The organism is Endobacterium panacihumi, assembly GCF_050847465.1.
GTDB lineage: Bacteria > Pseudomonadota > Alphaproteobacteria > Rhizobiales > Rhizobiaceae > Neorhizobium > Neorhizobium panacihumi.
Genome location: NZ_JBOZRA010000011.1, coordinates 40882 through 58113, shown reverse-complemented (window position 1 = coordinate 58113; position 17232 = coordinate 40882). Strand labels below are relative to the sequence as shown.

Sequence of the window (17232 nt, the reverse complement as noted above, 5' to 3'; positions counted from 1 at the left end):
CTTCGCCTATATCGAGGGATACATTCGCGAAAGGCTGAACACGTATCCCGCGCCGGAAGGGCCACCATCGATTTGACCGTGGCGCCCGCGATCAGCTCAGCAGCCGCGCCGCCTTCCCACTGCGCCGCGTCGCACTGTTATAATAGCTCGACGCCTGCTGCACGGATCGATGCCTCGACTGCTCCATCGCTTCCGGCAGCGGTATGCCGCGATTGGCTGCCTCGGTCAGATAACCTGACCGCAATCCGTGTGCCGAAAACTCTCCAGGTTCCAGCCCGGCGAGCTTTGCCCGCTGCTTGACGATGTCGTTGACGGATTGCGGATCGATCGTGCGTTTGGACACATTGCCCCAGCGGTCAATGGCGCGGAATATGCTGCCCGTGTCGATGCGGGCCACTTCGAGCCAGGTATTGAGTGCCTCGACGGGCCGGCCGGTAAGATAGACAACCTCATCGTGGTCGGCACCGGATGTCTTGGTGCGGCCGAGATGGATGGCAAGCGAGGGCAGGGTGGTGCCATCCTCGGCGGTGATCGGTGGCTCATTGGTGAGCTGTTCTTTTCGCAGCCCGGCGATCTCGCTGCGGCGGCGGCCGCCTGAGGCAAAGGCCACCATCAGGATCGCCCGATCGCGGATGTCCCTCAAACTATCGGTGCCACAGGTCGCAAGCAGCCTGGCCAGAATATCACCTGTGACAGCCTTGGCACTCTTGCGTTTACGCGGTCGCGGCGTGGCGCGCACGGCAAGGCGGATTGCCGACTTGAGGGCAGGGGAGGCGAAAGCGCCAGTCAGACCTCGCCATCTGGTCAGCGTCGACCACGAGGCAAGCCGTCGGCGCACGGTGTCAGGTGCGTGAGGGCCGGCGGATTTCAGGAAGCGTTGGGCGCGGAGGTTTTGCTCAACGGAAACCGGCATGCCGTGATCGGGATCGGTGTTGCGTTTGTTCGGATCCCACAGGTGATGGGCGACAAATTTTAAGAGCAACGCTTCCGGCGCCGGCCAGGGCAGGGACGCGCCTGTTGATGCCAGTGACCATGCCTGCAGATAGGCAAGATCGGAGGTGAGGGCACGCAGCGTATTGTCACCCATTCCTTCATTGACCAGATGCCGGAGTGTTTCGACATCCTGATCAGTCAGCAGCTCGGCAAGCTCGTCACGGCGGTCGATCGGGAGAACCGCGGCGATCGTATCGAGCTCGGCCGCGCGGCGGTCAACGGAGGAGAGGGATGCAGCCGGTTTGCGTTTCTGCGACATCAGCCAATCAACTCCACCGGCACCCAGACGGTGACATTGAAACCGACCGCAGGATCAAAGCTCTCCGGCGCCAGCAGAGCATTGCCATGCTCACTGGCAAACCAGCGGGCAACGTCAGCATTGTAGATCTCTTCGACGACTTCGTGAACTTTGCCGGCAGCGGCCAGCGCGCCACCATGCATCATCTTTACCGTGTTGACGTGTGCCAGTTTGCGCTTAGCCGGAAAGCCGCCATCAGAGACGGCGACCGCCAGCCGCGCCGGCCCATAGCTTTTGACACGTACTTTCAACCGGGGAGGGCGGTAGGCATCAAAACGAGCATTGATCTCAGCGATGCGGGCAACGACCTCTTTCTCGCTGATCTGCACCTGCGGTGCCACGTCGGCAACGACGTCAAGCTGATGGTCAAAGTTTTGCCGCGTGATCTCTTCGGAATGATGGGCGAAGGCGAGATGTTTGACTGGGAGTGCCTTTAGCCAACGCATGCGCTGTCCAATCGCCATCGACTTGGCGGTCTCCTCACCCAGCCGGCCGACGGAGAAACTCTCTCGTTTCTGTCCCTCATTGGTCATCAGTGTCGCTTGCCAGACGTCACCTTCTTCTGTTTCGACCCGACGAACTCCTGAGATGCCACTCTTGTTATTCTTGCGGATCTTGACTGCCTGTTCGAGATTGGTCGGCGGGGGCAGGGCAGTGATAATGGCATCACGATAGGCGCGTGCCTGGGCATAGGCGGCATCGGACGAACCATAGATACTGTCCTTGAACAGCCGCACGATCTTCTTGGCCCTCCGGCGCAACGCCACCGTCCAGCCACCGCCACGCCGCTCGTTTGGTTCCTCACGATTGAGTGCGTAGGTGTCGGCATCATCTGCGATTGGCGCGATCGTTTGCCTGACGTCTTTTTTCCTGGCCAATCGTTCGCCCGCCTGCCTGACTTGCCTCATGCCGCACACCAATCCGAAACCGGTTCGATCGAAGCGCGGCACCAAAGATGCCGGTCTCGCCGATTTTTGCAACAGACAATGTCCGCTTTTCGCGGCAGCCTTTGCAACTGCTAGGCTCCGTAAATTCCCCCAATCTGCGAAACCTTGCCCATTCAGGGTTGACCTGACGGAGTGCGGCTCTAGTTTTCGCGGCGATTAAGACGTGCATTTTTCGCATCATCGGTTTCCGTTTCCTGACTCCTGTGGTGCTTTTCTTGGTTTTCAGATTGCCGGAGCCGACCATGGACAATGCATCTTCCGCCGCCGATTTCATCCAGGCGAGCCGCATTCTCAAGATCAACTCTCCGCTTGGCGAAGACCAGCTTCTGCCCGAGCGCGTCACCATTGAGGAGAGTGTCTCCTCGCTGTTTGAGATCCGCCTCGTCGCCCGCACCAAGAAGGAGCAGATCAAGCCGGAAGAGCTGATCGGTCGTCTCCTCGATGTTTCGGTCGAAGTACAGCAGGGGGACGGCGAAGATATCCCGGCCATCCGCCGCCCGTTCAACGGCCTGGTCACCGAACTCAACGAAGGTCCTCCAATCACCCGCGGCCTGCGCTCCTATGCCATGGTGCTGCGCCCGCAGATGTGGCTGCTCACCCGTCGTTCCGACTGCCGCATCTGGATGGACAAGACGTCGATCGAGATCGCCGAAATCCTGTTCTCTGAACACGGCATCCCGGCACCCGATACATCCGGTGTCATCACATCTCCGCCTGCGCAACATTACAGTGTCCAATTCAACGAGCGAGATTTTGACTATCTCTGCCGCCGTTTTGAAGAGGACGGCTTGTTCTACTGGTTCAGCCACGAGGACGGCAAACACAAGCTGCATGTTGCCGATACCGCCAATGGCTGGCTCGGCCCGTCAGCCTCGGCACAGGGCGAGAAACGAGTGCGCCTGGCGCAGGGCTCGTCCGACCGTAACCATATCAACGAATGGGCCCGCCGTTTCTCCTACGTGCCGGGCCAGCGCGCCGGCGCCGACTGGAATTTTGAAACGCCGCGCATGGTGCCGGGCACGATGACACCGTCTCTGGTGCAGATGCCGGATGCCACAAAACGCGAGCTTTACGAATACCCGGCGCGCATCTCCTCTGTGGCAGAGGCCGAGCGTGCGCAAAAACTGCGCGCCCAGGCATCGGAAGCCGACCACGACCGCGTGTTCGGCGCCTCCACCAGCCGCATCATCGAAACCGGCCGTCGTTTTACCCCTTACGAAGTCGCGCATCCTGATCATGCCTATGAAGAGCATGTGATCATCAAGTCTATCCAGACGGTGGTGGATCGCTCCTACGAAACCAACAGCAACGAGCCGGAATATCGCAACGAGTTCGAAGCCGCCCCCTCCCGCGTGCCGATGACGCCGCATAGGGAAGCGAAACGTCCGCGCATCGAAGGCACACAGGTGGCGATCGTCGCGGGACCCGAAGGCGAAGAGATCCACCCGGATCAGTACGGCCGCATCAAAGTCTGGTTCCCATGGGACCGCAAGGCCAAGAAGGACGGGTCGGATACTTGCTGGGTGCGTGTCGCACAGACCTGGGCGGGTGGTGGCTGGGGTGGCCAGACCATTCCGCGCATCGGCATGGAAGTGATGGTGGCCTATGTCGATGGTGATCCCGATCGGCCGCTGGTAACGGGTGTTGTACCAAATACGGCCAATGGTGTGCCTTACGATCTGCCGGCCAACAAGACGCGTATGGTCATGCGTTCGAATACGCACAAGGGGCAGGGCTTCAATGAAATGTCCTTCGAGGATGAAGCCGGAAAAGAGCAACTGTTCCTGCACGCCCAGAAGGACCACGACATTCACGTTCTCAACGACACTCGAGAGCGGATTGAGCATGACCGCCATCAGCACGTGGCAAACGACAAGACTGGTTTCGTCGGTGGTGACTATGAGCAGGTTGTGACGGGCAACGTTTCTATAGCTGTCGGGCAGAACAAACTCACCGAATACCTCTTGTCGCGCACCATGAACATGTTTGGTAATTTTTCCGACTTCATGCAGAAGATGCGAATTCCAGACCCCTTCAATTTTGCCAAGGGCAACTATCAGATGTTCATTGAAAAGAACAAATCTGAGATAGTTCATGGTGGGAGTTCGGAAATTGTCGGCGTCGCGAAGTCTACGATCGTTGGCAACCTCCTACAAACGACGGTAGGCAAGAAAATGAGCCTGATCGTTAGGGGGCGGTATGATGCAGATATCGGCCGAGTTCATAACATCAATGTTGGTCACCAGTTCAACATTCGCGTCGGCGAAAACGTTTTGATTACGATGTCTAAGGAAGGTGATGTGACGATCAAGGCAAAGCGGATCCGTTTCCAGGCTGATCGTATTGACGAGAATTGATCGTCATGAGCGACAAAAACCAACCGCAAGCTTCTAATCTCGATTATTGGCGCGGAAATCCAAATTTCGGGCCTGTCTTACCACCGCTCTTCCGGCGTTCGTCGCGTGAAGAAGAAGCATTGCGTCAGGTGGTGCGCAAGGACCTAGAAGGGTTTTGTCCCGCACCGGCGGCGATACAGAGCGTTCGCCCGCCCTACAAACCTGGCTACGAACCGGGCTCCTACCTAAAACCCTGGCGCTTCTCTCCTTCGACCGATGGGGCGGCCGGCCCCCTGCTTGGCGAGCAAACACCGCGCGAGCATCAGAATACGATGCTGTCTTCTGACGGCTTTGCTACAGATGCATCTCATATAGAGACTGAGGGGAATCCCCAACAGGTTGCCAAGGAAGCTGAACAGCGGCCGGCGAACGAACTGATAAAACAAGAAGAGAAAAAAGAGGACGAGGACAAGACGCACGATCCGGAAGTGACAACTTCGGCCAAAAGCAAGGTGGAATCCGAAGAAGGGTATGAACGATCTCGGACAACATACGAGGATGGTTCCACTGAGAGAAAAAAGGGACACACTTCCACCTACAAGGAAACCGGAAAGCCAATCAGAGGCAAGTACGAAACCGGCTCGAACCTAGACAAGAAGTTTTACGATGAGTCCTACAAGGTCCTTGAGGACAAGGATGGCTTCGCTCAGGGAAAGTTGAGCGTTTTCAATGCGTCAAGCAAAGCGACGGTCGGCTACACCGGGTCGGACGACTGGGTTGGCGGCAATGCGAACGTCACCGCGAAAGCAGGAGTGTCTGGTGCAGTAAGCTTGATCGAGGGGAATGGTACCCTTAACCAAGACGGGTTGCTCAACGCGAAAGGTGGCTTTGAGGTTGGAAAATTGGAAGGTGCCCTTGAAGCTGGCATTAAAGTCGGCACTTACAACGGCTCCCCCACCTTTGTTACCACTGGCAAGGCTGGCATAGACGCGACGCTTGGACAGATCAACGGCGGAGTCGGAGTATCCGTCACCCCTGCCCGCGCGCTAAATTTCGTCGTTCATTCCTTCAACGGCGTAGCAGAATGGGCGGAGTGGGACACTCGACTTGATAAAGTCGGCAAGGAATGGGACTGGGGATTTTTTGTCGAAATTGGCGGAGAAGCAAGTATTGGCGGGGCGCTTGCCGTGGAGGGAGAGATGGGTGATCTCGAGGACGGCAAAGTCGGCGCGAGACTAAAAGGCAAGGCGGCGTTTGGTCCTGGCGCTGGCATTAAGGCTGGTTTCGGCCTGCAAACACCGGAGAAATAACCTGACATGCACCAGCAATACAACAAACCTTATAAACTCGGTGAAATGTGTCGAAAGGCCGTGCTGGCATTTGCGGTTGGTGCGTCATCACTCTTTACCATTTTCATTTCCGAGGTGGCCATGGCCCAGACCTATTCGACTGAAAGAATTCTTGCGATCTCTACCGAAGAGTCGGGCAAATACACTCGGAAGAAGATTGATCTCGGCGAAACTGGTTTCAGCTTTTCGTCGATCTTGAACGACAAGATGGATATCTGGACAGAAGAGGCTCCTCAGGGGAAGGAGGGCGTTATTGCCCGAATCTACGAGCCAGAGGACCGTGACAGGCTCATGATCGAGGTCCATCGTCTCCGGTTTCCGTCTTTCGCCGATGCGCAAACTGCCGGTTACGGGTTCCTTGCTATCAATGGCTATAATCGGATCCTCCAAGATCAGGAAAAAGGCAACAGTGTTTTCGGCTTTCTCGCCGGCAGCGAGTTTAAGGAAGGCGCTGGCTACAGCCGCATGAGCCGAGTTGCCGCAATCAGTCACGGGCGTGATGTGCTCGTTATTCACGCGGCATTCGAGTACGAGGATTATCCGGAATACGAGGATGCGTTGTCCCGCTTTTTCGGCGGGATCCGGATGGAGGACGACGGCGATGCTTTTGCGAGCCTGGGCGAGGAAAAAGCCAAAGGTGGAGAGTCTTTTCTTTATCCTAAGAACTGGGACGTCAAAAAAGTCGACAGCAGCGGTAAGCCCCAAGGTACGAGCGATTACAACCTGTCACTTGATGGGGAGGAATATCCCAATCTGGTCGTCCACATTCGCCCGGTTGATCTGACGAAAGGTCGAGAGGTAGCTGCGGAGATGATATCCAAGTTTACCAAGCAGATCGATCAGAGCGGGCAAACGGCATTTTCAGGTGATGCAGAGATGCAAACCATCAAAAACACGTCTGGTGAAACCGTCGCGCATGCTTACGCGCGCGCTTGGGATATGGCAGCCGGCGGACATTTCGTTTCCGAAATCTATGTCCAGAAAAATACATCGCCGTCGATCTCAGTTCTGGGACTGAATACGTACGATGCTCGGCGAAACATCCGGTCGTTTGATGCGGAAGCCCGTCAGATGATTTTCAACGGTTGGGTGACTGGTGTGTCAGCATTCTCGGTTGCCAAGATATCACTTGGGCAAGAACGCAGTGAAATCGAGCGACAATTTGATCTGAGGGCAGTGGGACGCTGATGTCTCCGTATTTCACGCCTTGGCAGACTGAGAGCCGGAAACGAGACTTGGGTCCTTTGGCCGGCGAACAGGCTCCAAATTGGAGGACGCCCGTGTCTTTCCTGTTTGGCCTGATCAGCTCTCGTATGTTCTTCAGACGTTTGGCCTTGCTCGCTTTTGTGGCCTCCGGTGCGTTCAACCGTTTCTTGGGCGAGCCGATGCGTAAACTCGTCCTCGACTTGAAACAGCATACTTCCTGCGGATATTGTGGAGTTGCCCTATCATGAAGTACGATCTTGCAACCAATCTTTTGCCGCTTTCCCAGTCAATCGATGCCGCTGCGGATAGAAGTCAGTTTTGCCTTCATCTCATTCTGGAAGTATCGGACGCAGGTGTTCCGGTTCTTGCAGGGGTGAATCCTGCAATCGTCATATCCGGCATCCAGTTTGGAGCAGACACGGTCGGATGTCTGGCGATCGGGATGAACCTGGCGGCCGGGCCCGTCCTTCTGATCGGCCATGTGCCGTTTCATGCAATTGCACGCGCTTTCTCTCAGGGCGCGTTGTCTCCGGCGCATAAACCAGCGGATACGCCTCTTTCCCTCAAATGCGGACGCTCTGAACTGCGCCTGTATCCCGATGGGCGCGTGCGCATTTTGGGTGACGACATTTCCATCGAGGCACTTGGGCGGATGGGCCTCAAGGGCGCCGTTGTCGAACTCAACTGAGATTCTGGGAGACCCGCGCTATGTGGACGCTGGCCAACCGTACACCCTTTGCCGCCTTTTCGGGTTTTGATCGCGACAAGGAAGGGCGAAGCTTTTGGCTGGTGTGGGCGAAGGCGACCTTTCGCATGCGCTATCAGCGGACTTGTCTTTTCGAGCGCAAGCAGGTCGATCTTTTTCGCGCACCGGTCTGGCGTGAAGGTGTCGGCGTCAGCGATCTGGTCGCTGACCTTGATATCGGGCTTCCAAAGGTTCGGCCAGATATCGTCGTAACCGGCCATGCCTATCGACCGGCGACGACAGCGATTGATGAGCCCTACACGGTGTCCGCCTCCATCGGCGAGTGGTCGAAGTCCCTTTCGGTCCAGCCTGCCATGACATGGTCAGAGCGTTTGCAGCCGCAATTGCAGAGCGGCGATGATCCCGTTTTCCTTGGCTTCAGCCAGACGTTCGGCGGCACCGATCAGGCAAGCGACACGGAACTTGCACAGGTGCATCCGGGCAACCCTCTCGGATTGGGTTACTGGAAAACCGAGGCTGCGGCAAAAGGCAAGGCGCTGCCGCGTTTGTATGCGCAAGGCGCGGAGCCCTTGAGACAGTGGGATGGCAGTGCCGAGCCGGTTGGCTTTTGCGCCATTCCTAAATCATGGCCGCAGCGTGCGCAGCATTCCGGTACCTACGACCAGAACTGGATGCGCCGGAAATCACCGCTTCTGCCTGACGATCTTAATGAGGATTATTGGCAGAGTGTATCGGTGGACCAGCAGCTCGACCATGCACCCTCTTCAGGCCAGATCGTTACTTTGACCAATATGCTGCCCGACGGCGGAGATGCGTCGCTTCGACAGTTCACGACCGAACTGCCGACCCTGCAATTCGAGCTGATGACGCGTTTCAAAAGCCGCTGGCAGGAAACGCCAATGGCGCTGCAAACCATTCATCTTTTCCCTGACGACGGCTTGCTGACACTGTCCTATTGCGGTGCCATGCCGCTGATGAGCGCTGCCAATGACGTTTTGGTCGAACGCAGCGAGTTGGCATTGCGGGGGCGGTCCGGGTTCCGTGTGCGGCCTGAAGATACCGAGTGCTTCGACGGCCTCGGCATGGAGGTTTGAAGATGCCGAATACCGTTTCCGCCAATGGCTTCACCATCTCCCACAAGGGCACGGGTGGTTATGAGAAGAACTCGACGCCGGATGTCTGCCTGACGCCGTCCGGGCCTGTCCCGGTGCCGTATTCGATCATTTCGTTCTCGCGTGACCTGATCCGCGGCACACGCACCGTTTTCGCCGATGGCGGTCATTCGGTGGCGATCAGGGGATCAGCGCACACGCCGGGTTATGGCGATGAGCCGGGGACCGCCAAGGGGGTGATGTCGGGTACCAACCTGCATGAATCAACGTGGATCACCTATTCACCGAACGTCTACGCGGAAGGCAAGAATATCTGCCGCCTGTCGGACAAGCTGTTCATGAACAACAAGAACTGCATTTCCGGCGCGGGCGGGCATTATGAGCCGCCTGCGGGCCTTTCGGAAGTGATGAAAGAACTCTGCAAGATTTTCTGCCAGGTTCGCGAAGAGTGGCACGATTGCAAGAAAAAGGGCGGGAATTGCCGAACACCCTCTAACATCGCAAAGGACCGGACGACTGCTGCGCTCAACAAAGGAGACAGCGCGTTGTCCCGAGCGATTGGACGCCGTTATCCGGGCGCCATCGGCCATGCGGAAAAGGCGTTCTATTCGTCTGCCGACAAGCTCTTCGAGGGAGCAAGAAAGATTTACGACCGCGCGGGCCTGGAGCGCGCTATCAAGCGACAGGTCGACAAGCTGGTCAAACGCAAGATCGTCCAGAAGGGCGTCAAGATGGCGGGCAAGGCCTGGATGAAGCTTGTTCCCGGATTGAACATACTTTCCACCATCGTCGATGCTGCAGACCTAGCCTACACCGGTTACGAAATCTACGACACGATCAAGCAATCGGAGATGATCATGGATAAGGCCATCAAGGTTGTTCCGGATGTCGCAATTCAGGGGCCAGACGGCGATCTTATCGATGTTTACGACTACAAGTTCGACGATCCCGATACGGGCTATCAGGATAACTGGCAGGAAAAACAAAAGCAGGAAGAAGCGTATCGCAGGGCCTCGGGCCAAAACCCGAAAAAGGTGGATAACGCCACTTGCGACTGCGATAAGAAGGGCGGCCTCGTCGTCCCGTCCGCCTGACCTCAAAAATCCGGAGTTTTGAATGACCGACCTACTTTCGTACAATGGTAATCCCTCTGCTGTGCCTGCCTTCAGGATCATCGCGATTGTCGAAGGCGATATTCATGCAGAGCCGAGCCGTGGTGCATTGGCAGCGATTTACAGTCGGTTCGAGGCGGCGTTTGGAGAGAGCGCCAATGTGACCTCCTACAACTTTCCCGGCCATACGGGGAAGATCCGTTGGACCAATCCTGAATTGATTGCGGACGGCCAGAACTATTTTCGGCGTGACAATACCGAATATGGTGAAGGTATTCGTCGCTATGGATATGCGATTGAGGAGTTCAAGGAACCGGCGGTTCCGTATTTCTGCGTCGAACAGCGCAGTCATTTCCATTTTCTGGAAATTGATCTTCCCGAGACAGCGCCTTCGATCCCTGAGTTTGCGGATTTCGTGACGGAGCAGTTGCTCAAGGTGCACCTGATAACCGGCGTAATGGGTTTTGGCTTCTTTCTGCCGCCATATAAGAACAGTCTCGAATTCATCATGGGCGCTGCCGTCGCGCGATTTAAAGCGGCGATCGAGATTTCTCCCTCGATGGTGATGGATGGAGTGCTGCGCGAAGGTTCAGCTTATCGCTGGAAATCCGGAGAACAGGCCGGCATTGCGGATATTGGCTGGCGAACTCTGGTCGGTCAGGAGTTCTGGGATCGTCTTCCGCCGACGGAAGACCTCAGAAGCCAACCCGATATTGCGGTCGATAAATCGGACTCCGTGTTGAGTATTACGGCGGGTTCCGAGCCCATCTGGGGAGATGTCAATAAGGGTGAGGCTATCGACTCCTACCGGGCTGTTGCGGCCTATCTTTCGCCAGTGCAAATGCCGGCTGACTGTTTGAAGGCGTTCGCCTTCGGGGGAACCGGTGAGCCGACCCATAATGATAAGGTTGAAGCCTACCTTTCCCGTTTCGAATAAACATTTTCATCGGAGAATACCGCGTGTCCAGCCTGGTCAAAGAGACGCTGAAACAGCCACTTTCAAATTTTCCGCTTTACCTGCGCAGTTTCCATCTAGACGTCATCTACAACGACGGCATGGCCCCCGACGAAGAGCGCCGGGAAGTGCTCGAAGAAGCATTTTCCGAGCTTGAAGATGCCTTGCGTCTCGGTTTTTTCTGCTGGGAGAGATTCTCGACGCGCGAAACGGCCGAAGTCCATGTCGGCTGGAGTGATGAAGGCAATATGTCGGTGGCCGTTTCGTCTGAAGGTGTGCATCACAACGCACTTGTCGCGGCCATTCGGATCGTGGCGCGCCTTCATCACACAAGCCGGGAAGGATATGAAGCCATGCGCACGCTTCTCGGTGAGGATGCCGATGCGCTGTCACAACCGACGAGTTTTCGTGAAAACGTCGCGTCACTGGAGATTTCCAATGTCAAAGCTGCCGAACAAGGGGAGGCTGCGGCGACCGATGTTCTGAATTTTACCGGCGAGGGCATATCCTTCCCTGCGTTTGCCGCTCTTCGGGATGAGGTCAACGAGAACTACACCGGCGACAGGCTGATCGTCACATCAAGCGCGGGTCAGGACTTTCCCGCAGGCGATCTCGACGAAGTCGAGGATTGTTTCCTCAGTCTCTTCGGCAGTGGCGTGTTTACCTCCATCAGCAATCTCGACAGTGATATCCCGGACAACGAGGCCGAAATCTTTACACGCCAGCATAATGGTCAGGTCGAACTTCTGTTCGGAGATTACGGCGACCAGAAATACGGGATGCTTGAATTCCTCAATGTGGTGGCCGGTGGGCGGATAGCTAATCTGAATGTCCGCAGCGAAAGCGATGGTTGATCCGTGACATTCGCGCTTATTGAATGCGGCCTCTCAACGGCGCTTGCTCCGAGTGCCGAAGCCACGCTTGCCGCGATTACGGCGGATAAGACAGTTCTGTTTCGCAACGAGCGTTTTCTCGGGCAGGATTTTCAGCCGCAACTTTGCGCGTTTCGGGATGGAGACGCGATCGGTCGTTTTGCTGATCGTGCCCGTGAATTGCTGGCGGAAGCGACCGAAGATTTCATCGCCCGCCTGTCTTCGTCTGTCTCGGCGTTATCGGAAGCGCGTCGCAATGCGATCAAGCTGATCCTGTTGCTTCCTGAGGTTGACGAAGCCGGTGGTCTGGACAAGGCCTCGCTTGCCACGCTCGGGCAGGAGTTGGCCGCCAACATTCAGCATGCGGTCAATCATGCTTGCGACCTTCGTTTTTCCTCGACGGTGATGCGCGCTGTCGGTCACGCCGGTGTAGGGTCGGCCATCGCTGATTGTTTTCTGGAAAGGAGGACAGACGATTCGCCTATAATTATGATCGCAGCTGTCGACAGCTACAGCGATCACCGTCGGCTTAATCGTCTCAACGACCAGAAACGACTGTTCAGCAAGCAAAACCAGTTTGGTTTTGTTCCCGGCGAGGCGGCAGGCATGCTTTTGTTCTCGGATCAGAGTAATGTGTCGTCGCATCCGCAGGTCCTGGGCGCCGGCAACTTCGTTGAACCCACACTGGAATACGAGCAGGCCGAGAGCGCATTCACGGCGCTCAGCGATGCGGCATTTGCGGCCGCCGACATGGCCGCACCCAAAGGGCAGACGAAATGGATCAACGCCTGGATTGCCGACTGGAACAACAGTCGCTACCGCGCGACGGAGCTGTCTTTCGCCATGCACCGACTGAATCCATTCTGCTTGCAGGACGGGGTGGAGCCTGTCTACCCTTCTTTGCGCTTCGGCGATGTCGGTGCCGCCTATGGGGGGCTCTCGATCATTCTCGCGCGTTCGCAGCAGTCGTTCGATGCCGCTTTTAGTGGCAGCGACGCTGATGCACATAGAGGTATGCGAGTCTTGATATCGGCTGGCAGTGGTTACAGCGGGTTGCGATCTGCAATCATAATCAAAGCGCGCGACAACTGAGACAGGCAAGCCGCATTCACCATCGATAAGGGATACTTATCGATGGTTATAACCTCAACCGGCAATCATACCATGTGGCGAACATCAATATTCATATAGAGTTCGTTTAAAAGATCGTTTACCATGATATCAATGGCTTACGATCTCGCGAAAATCAGCATTTCAAACTTGGTTGGGCCGGTTTTTGACGCGGCGGTCGCCCTGACCCGTCTCGACGAACGCATCGCCCGCTCGCCGGTCGGCGCCGGCTTCCTCGAGCGGCAAAATTTCGCCGACGCCTGTGGCTCGCTGTGGATCGACGGCGAGCTCGTCCATCTCGAAGACCTCGTCCTCCACGACGCCTTTCGCGATATCCGCACCCCAACCCACGAACTCACCATCGCCCGCGACGTGTTGCGCACTCGCCGACGCATTGCTGGCCAGTCACCTGACTGGGCGCTATCCCCAGACGGTATCCGGGTTTTGCGACAAACGTCGGACACCGGGGCGGTCGGCGCCGAGGCGGCAGAGCCGGTCGGCAGCATGCGACCTGCGCCTGCCGTCGATCGAGAAGGGGAGGGGGACGATAACGACGAGGCCGAAAATCTGCCCGGCGTGGATTTTGCCGCCATCGATGCGGTGCTCGCCCGATCGGAGGCGGCGATCGAGAGCGCCAAGCGACCCGGCCGTGGCAGCGTTAAAGACAAAGACCCGATGATCTACGATCTCGACTGGGACGAGGATGCCCGGCTCGACGAATGGCGTAGTGTGCTGCGGCAGGCGCAAGACTTGCCTGCGATGTTTAGGGCGATCATTGCCCTCGATGCCTGGAGCGAGTTGTCGGTCCTGCAGCATGCCCCGTGGCTCGGCCGCCTGTTTGCCGCCTCGATCCTGCGGGAAGCCGGTATCACCACCGGTACCCATCTCGCCGCCATCAATTTCGGCCTGAAAACCATTCCGGTCGATCGGCGCCGAAGTCGCGATCGCGAAACCCGGCTGCTCGCCATCGCCCACGGCCTTTTGGCGGCCGCCGAGATCGGCATGAAAGAACATGACCGGCTGGTTTTGGCGCGCACACTGATGGAGCGGAAGCTGGAGGGGCGGAGAGCGTCTTCAAAACTGCCAAAACTGGTCGAGCTCGTCATGGCCAAACCGCTCGTCTCGGCGGCGATGGTGGCGAGAACGCTCGAGGTCACGCCGCAGGCGGCGCGGCGGATCGTTTTGGAACTCGGGCTTCGCGAGATGACGGGGAGGGGGAGGTTTCGGGCGTGGGGCGTGATATAGGAAGGCATCGTAGCGGAGGATTTTAGAATGGGGCGGCAGATTCCGAACTCGGTTATCGGTGCAACCGCATCGGTGATCGGCCAGCATTATTACAGCCATAGCAAGCTGGACACGCTCTTCATGGAAAGCGGGGCTCCGGGAGAGCCACCGGTCGGCAATTGCGAATCCAAATGCGCGCTCTGGCTCAGGCGATGCAACGAGGATGACAGCGTCGACGCCCTGGATGTCCTAGGTGAGGTGATACAGGATTTCATGGAACTTGAGCCGTATAACGGCGAGGTCGAGAAGGGGCAGCAGCGGATTCGAGACGCGTTGGCAAAGAACAGCCTGTCCTATCACACAAATGGACGCATCACGCACGCGGGCAGCGCGCCGGTCGCCATAGGCTTGAGTGATCTGCTCAAGCGTGGCGATTTCGCGTCGGTGGAGCGCGAATTCGAGCGCGCCTATGAGCAGCTAGTCGGCGATCCGTATGCCGCAATTACAGCGGCTTGTGCGATCATTGAAGCCCTTTGCAAAACCTACATCGAGACGTTTGCGCTGGAGCTGCCTTCGAAAATAACGGTCATGCCTTTGTGGCGCACGGTGCAAAGCCATCTAGGCCTCAACCCGGACGCAACGCTTGCTGAAGATCAGAGAAAGATGCTGCAGGGATTGGCATCGGTCGTCGACGGCGTCGGCGCCTACCGGACACATATCGGTTCAGCACATGGACGAGGAGTTGCGCCGCCTAAGATTTCGGTCTCGGAAGCGCGTCTGGCCGTCAATGCGGCACATACCCTCGTGACCTTCATTATGGAGATCTGGCACGATCCAGAGCGATAATAGGACCGGTGCGATCCGACGCCGTCAGCATCATCATGCCCACGTGAACTTTGAGATAGGCGAGTCGCAGAGGCTGCAAAGTCAGTCATTGACAGCCCCTCGGCTTGTCTGCTTGGTGATTTCTCAATCAAAGGGGGATCGATGTCGACCATTACGCTCAAGGCAAAGCATGACCATCTTGAGAAGGTCGCCAGCACGCGCGACCCGGTCAAGGCCATTGCCGAGTTCGTTTGGAATGCTTTGGACGCGGATGCGACAAGGGTTTCGGTCGATTTCCCGAGAAATCCGCTCGGCGGGGTTCAGTCCATTGTTATTTCCGACAACGGGCTCGGGATTTCCAAGAATCGTGCGGAGGATGATTTCGAGAGCCTCGGGGAATCCTGGAAACGCCAGGCCAAGCAAACAAAGGTCCACGCTCGGGCCATCCACGGGAAGGAGGGGCAAGGTCGCCTCAAGTTCTTTTCGTTGGCGCAAAAGGCGAACTGGAATACGGTGTATGAGACAGATGGCAAACGCTTTTCGCTGTCGATCTCCGTCGACTCGAACAGGCTGCACACCGGGACAGTCTCAGAGCCCGTCGAAGTGCCGGCTGAAGAAACCGGCACCGTGGTCGAACTTACCAATCTCAAGGAAAGCTTTGAATGGCTAACCGGCGAACAGGCCAGCGCCGATTTCAATGCGACCTTTGCACCCTACGTGCTTCAGTACCCGGGGATTGAAATCCTGTATGATGGCGTGCCGGTTGACCCCAAGACGTCGATCCAGCGATCGCATGACTTCAAGACCAAGTCAGTTATCGGCGCAACCCGCGTTATCAGCGACCTCTCTCTGAAGGTCATTGAATGGAAGTCAAAAGTGTCCGCCCGGCGCATTCATTTCGGCGGAGAAACCGGGGTGGTCCTGGGGACGCTTCCCGCAAATGTTACGGCGCCGGATTACTCGTTCTCTGTCTACGCCTATTCGCCTTTCTTTCAGGAGATTGCTAACGCCAACCTGCTGGAGCTCGACGGTCTTGGCGATCCTGATTTCACTCGTGTGGTCGACTACATCCGCGACGAAGTCGGTGACTACTTCCGAGACCGTGAGGCTGAGAAATCGAGCGAACTAATTCAGTCGTTGAAGGAAGCGGGCGTTTATCCCTATGAGGGTGATCCCAAAGATGAAATCGAGCGCCGGGAACGACAGGTGTTCGATATCGCGACCCACGCCGTTCAATCCTATTCGCGTGATTTCAAGAAAGCCGAGAACGCGCTGAAGAAAATAACTTTGGGACTGCTGAAGGAAGCTCTGGCGCACAATCCGGAATCGGTGACCCGCATCCTCAGGGCAGTGTTCAATCTTCCCAAGAACAAGCAGGACGATTTTTCGGATCTTCTGGAAAGGACGCAGCTCTCTCATATCATATCCGCGTCGAGCCTGATCGCCGAACGGTTCGTCACGCTGCAGGTACTGCGCGAAATGGTTTTCGACCCGAAGCACCGGTCGACCATCAAGGAGCGCGGCGAACTCGATGTCCTAGTCGGTGAGAACACCTGGATCTTCGGCGAAAACTTCCATTTCACGATGCAGGAATCGGGTCTGACGAAAATCATGGCTCGCGTTTCGGAGGAACTTGGCAAGACCCGGTCTCGCCACAGTAAAGGCCGCAAGCCCGACGGCAAGATTGGCCGCATAGATTCCTTCATGGGCCGGATGGTGCCGCACGCAGATACAGGCCACCGCGAGTTTCTGCTGATCGAGTTGAAGAGGCCATCGCTGACGGTTACCCGGAAGGAATTGGATCAGCTCGAGGACTACGTTCGAGCCTTGATCCAACAGCCTGACTTCTCGACAACGTCCACCGTCTGGAATTTTTACTTGGTTACGACGGAATACGACGATCACGTCAAAGATAGAGTCACGCAAACAGGCAGGCCGATTGGCCTCTTCCTTGACAAGGAGAACCACAAGGTCTGGGTGAAAACTTGGGCTGAGATCATTCGAGATTGTGAAGGTCGGCTAAACTTTATCCAGGAGCGCCTGCGGGTCGAGGTTTCTGCTGAGGAAATCGAGCAGAAGATCGCGCTCCTAAAAACGTCAATCGTCAAGACCGGAAAGGAAAAGGTAGACACCCAGGGTGACACTGACAAGTGAGCCTAGGGCTCGTCAGCGTAAAAACTTTCCTCG

Annotated in this window: 14 protein-coding genes; 12 read left to right on the top strand and 2 right to left on the bottom strand. The window is 56.8% G+C overall.

Annotated elements, in window-relative coordinates:
* Positions 1-91 precede the first annotated feature (91 nt).
* Both ACRQ1B_RS28120 and ACRQ1B_RS28115 read right to left on the bottom strand, forming a co-directional pair.
* Positions 92-1252: a site-specific integrase gene (locus ACRQ1B_RS28120; protein WP_432297561.1), complete on the bottom strand. Its 1161-nt coding sequence runs from the start codon at positions 1250-1252 to the stop codon at positions 92-94.
* Positions 1252-2241, bottom strand: coding sequence for a hypothetical protein (locus ACRQ1B_RS28115; protein WP_432297562.1), 990 nt, complete (start codon positions 2239-2241; stop codon positions 1252-1254). Before ACRQ1B_RS28115 ends, ACRQ1B_RS28120 begins: the two co-directional genes overlap by 1 nt.
* 239 nt (positions 2242-2480) lie before the next feature.
* On the opposite strand from ACRQ1B_RS28115, the gene tssI reads away from it, so the two are divergent.
* The 12 genes from tssI (at position 2481) to ACRQ1B_RS28055 (ending at position 17199) form a co-directional block, all read left to right on the top strand.
* Positions 2481-4595: a type VI secretion system tip protein TssI/VgrG gene (tssI, locus tag ACRQ1B_RS28110; protein WP_432297560.1), complete on the top strand. Its 2115-nt coding sequence runs from the start codon at positions 2481-2483 to the stop codon at positions 4593-4595.
* Positions 4596-4600: 5 nt separating this feature from the next.
* Positions 4601-5884: a hypothetical protein gene (locus tag ACRQ1B_RS28105; protein ID WP_432297559.1), complete on the top strand. Its 1284-nt coding sequence runs from the start codon at positions 4601-4603 to the stop codon at positions 5882-5884.
* Positions 5885-5890: 6 nt separating this feature from the next.
* Positions 5891-7111 carry a hypothetical protein gene (locus tag ACRQ1B_RS28100; protein ID WP_432297558.1) on the top strand — a complete coding sequence of 407 codons (1221 nt, stop codon included), beginning with the start codon at positions 5891-5893 and terminating at the stop codon, positions 7109-7111.
* Positions 7112-7373: 262 nt separating this feature from the next.
* Entirely contained in the window at positions 7374-7817 is a 444-nt protein-coding gene (locus tag ACRQ1B_RS28095; RefSeq protein ID WP_132276779.1) for a hypothetical protein, read from the top strand.
* A 20-nt stretch (positions 7818-7837) separates the two neighbouring features.
* Positions 7838-8929 (top strand): DUF2169 family type VI secretion system accessory protein, encoded by a 1092-nt coding sequence (locus tag ACRQ1B_RS28090; RefSeq protein ID WP_432297557.1) that lies wholly within the window; start codon positions 7838-7840, stop codon positions 8927-8929.
* Between the two features lie 2 nt (positions 8930-8931).
* Complete coding sequence (locus tag ACRQ1B_RS28085; RefSeq protein ID WP_432297556.1) at positions 8932-10041, top strand: DUF4150 domain-containing protein; 1110 nt, start codon at positions 8932-8934, stop codon at positions 10039-10041.
* Between the two features lie 22 nt (positions 10042-10063).
* On the top strand, positions 10064-10996 hold the full coding sequence (locus ACRQ1B_RS28080; protein ID WP_432297555.1) for a hypothetical protein: 933 nt from the start codon (positions 10064-10066) through the stop codon (positions 10994-10996).
* A 23-nt stretch (positions 10997-11019) separates the two neighbouring features.
* Positions 11020-11868, top strand: coding sequence for a hypothetical protein (locus ACRQ1B_RS28075; protein ID WP_432297554.1), 849 nt, complete (start codon positions 11020-11022; stop codon positions 11866-11868).
* Positions 11869-11871: 3 nt separating this feature from the next.
* A complete protein-coding gene (locus ACRQ1B_RS28070; RefSeq protein ID WP_432297553.1) occupies positions 11872-12978 on the top strand; it encodes a hypothetical protein in 1107 nt (368 codons plus the stop codon).
* Between the two features lie 132 nt (positions 12979-13110).
* Entirely contained in the window at positions 13111-14241 is a 1131-nt protein-coding gene (locus ACRQ1B_RS28065) for an RHE_PE00001 family protein (RefSeq protein ID WP_432297552.1), read from the top strand.
* A gap of 27 nt (positions 14242-14268) precedes the next feature.
* A complete protein-coding gene (locus tag ACRQ1B_RS28060; protein WP_432297550.1) occupies positions 14269-15066 on the top strand; it encodes an abortive infection family protein in 798 nt (265 codons plus the stop codon).
* 141 nt (positions 15067-15207) lie between these two features.
* Positions 15208-17199, top strand: coding sequence for an ATP-binding protein (locus ACRQ1B_RS28055; RefSeq protein ID WP_432297549.1), 1992 nt, complete (start codon positions 15208-15210; stop codon positions 17197-17199).
* Positions 17200-17232 lie beyond the last annotated feature (33 nt).

What these genes read in the sequence shown, in the direction of transcription:
- ACRQ1B_RS28120 (WP_432297561.1), bottom strand. Translation starts at nt 1,252, where the DNA reads ATGTCGCAGAAACGCAAACCGGCTGCATCCCTCTCCTCCGTTGACCGC.
- tssI (WP_432297560.1), top strand. Translation starts at nt 2,481, where the DNA reads ATGGACAATGCATCTTCCGCCGCCGATTTCATCCAGGCGAGCCGCATT.
- ACRQ1B_RS28105 (WP_432297559.1), top strand. Translation starts at nt 4,601, where the DNA reads ATGAGCGACAAAAACCAACCGCAAGCTTCTAATCTCGATTATTGGCGC.
- ACRQ1B_RS28100 (WP_432297558.1), top strand. Translation starts at nt 5,891, where the DNA reads ATGCACCAGCAATACAACAAACCTTATAAACTCGGTGAAATGTGTCGA.
- ACRQ1B_RS28095 (WP_132276779.1), top strand. Translation starts at nt 7,374, where the DNA reads ATGAAGTACGATCTTGCAACCAATCTTTTGCCGCTTTCCCAGTCAATC.
- ACRQ1B_RS28090 (WP_432297557.1), top strand. Translation starts at nt 7,838, where the DNA reads ATGTGGACGCTGGCCAACCGTACACCCTTTGCCGCCTTTTCGGGTTTT.
- ACRQ1B_RS28085 (WP_432297556.1), top strand. Translation starts at nt 8,932, where the DNA reads ATGCCGAATACCGTTTCCGCCAATGGCTTCACCATCTCCCACAAGGGC.
- ACRQ1B_RS28080 (WP_432297555.1), top strand. Translation starts at nt 10,064, where the DNA reads ATGACCGACCTACTTTCGTACAATGGTAATCCCTCTGCTGTGCCTGCC.
- ACRQ1B_RS28065 (WP_432297552.1), top strand. Translation starts at nt 13,111, where the DNA reads ATGGCTTACGATCTCGCGAAAATCAGCATTTCAAACTTGGTTGGGCCG.
- ACRQ1B_RS28060 (WP_432297550.1), top strand. Translation starts at nt 14,269, where the DNA reads ATGGGGCGGCAGATTCCGAACTCGGTTATCGGTGCAACCGCATCGGTG.
- ACRQ1B_RS28055 (WP_432297549.1), top strand. Translation starts at nt 15,208, where the DNA reads ATGTCGACCATTACGCTCAAGGCAAAGCATGACCATCTTGAGAAGGTC.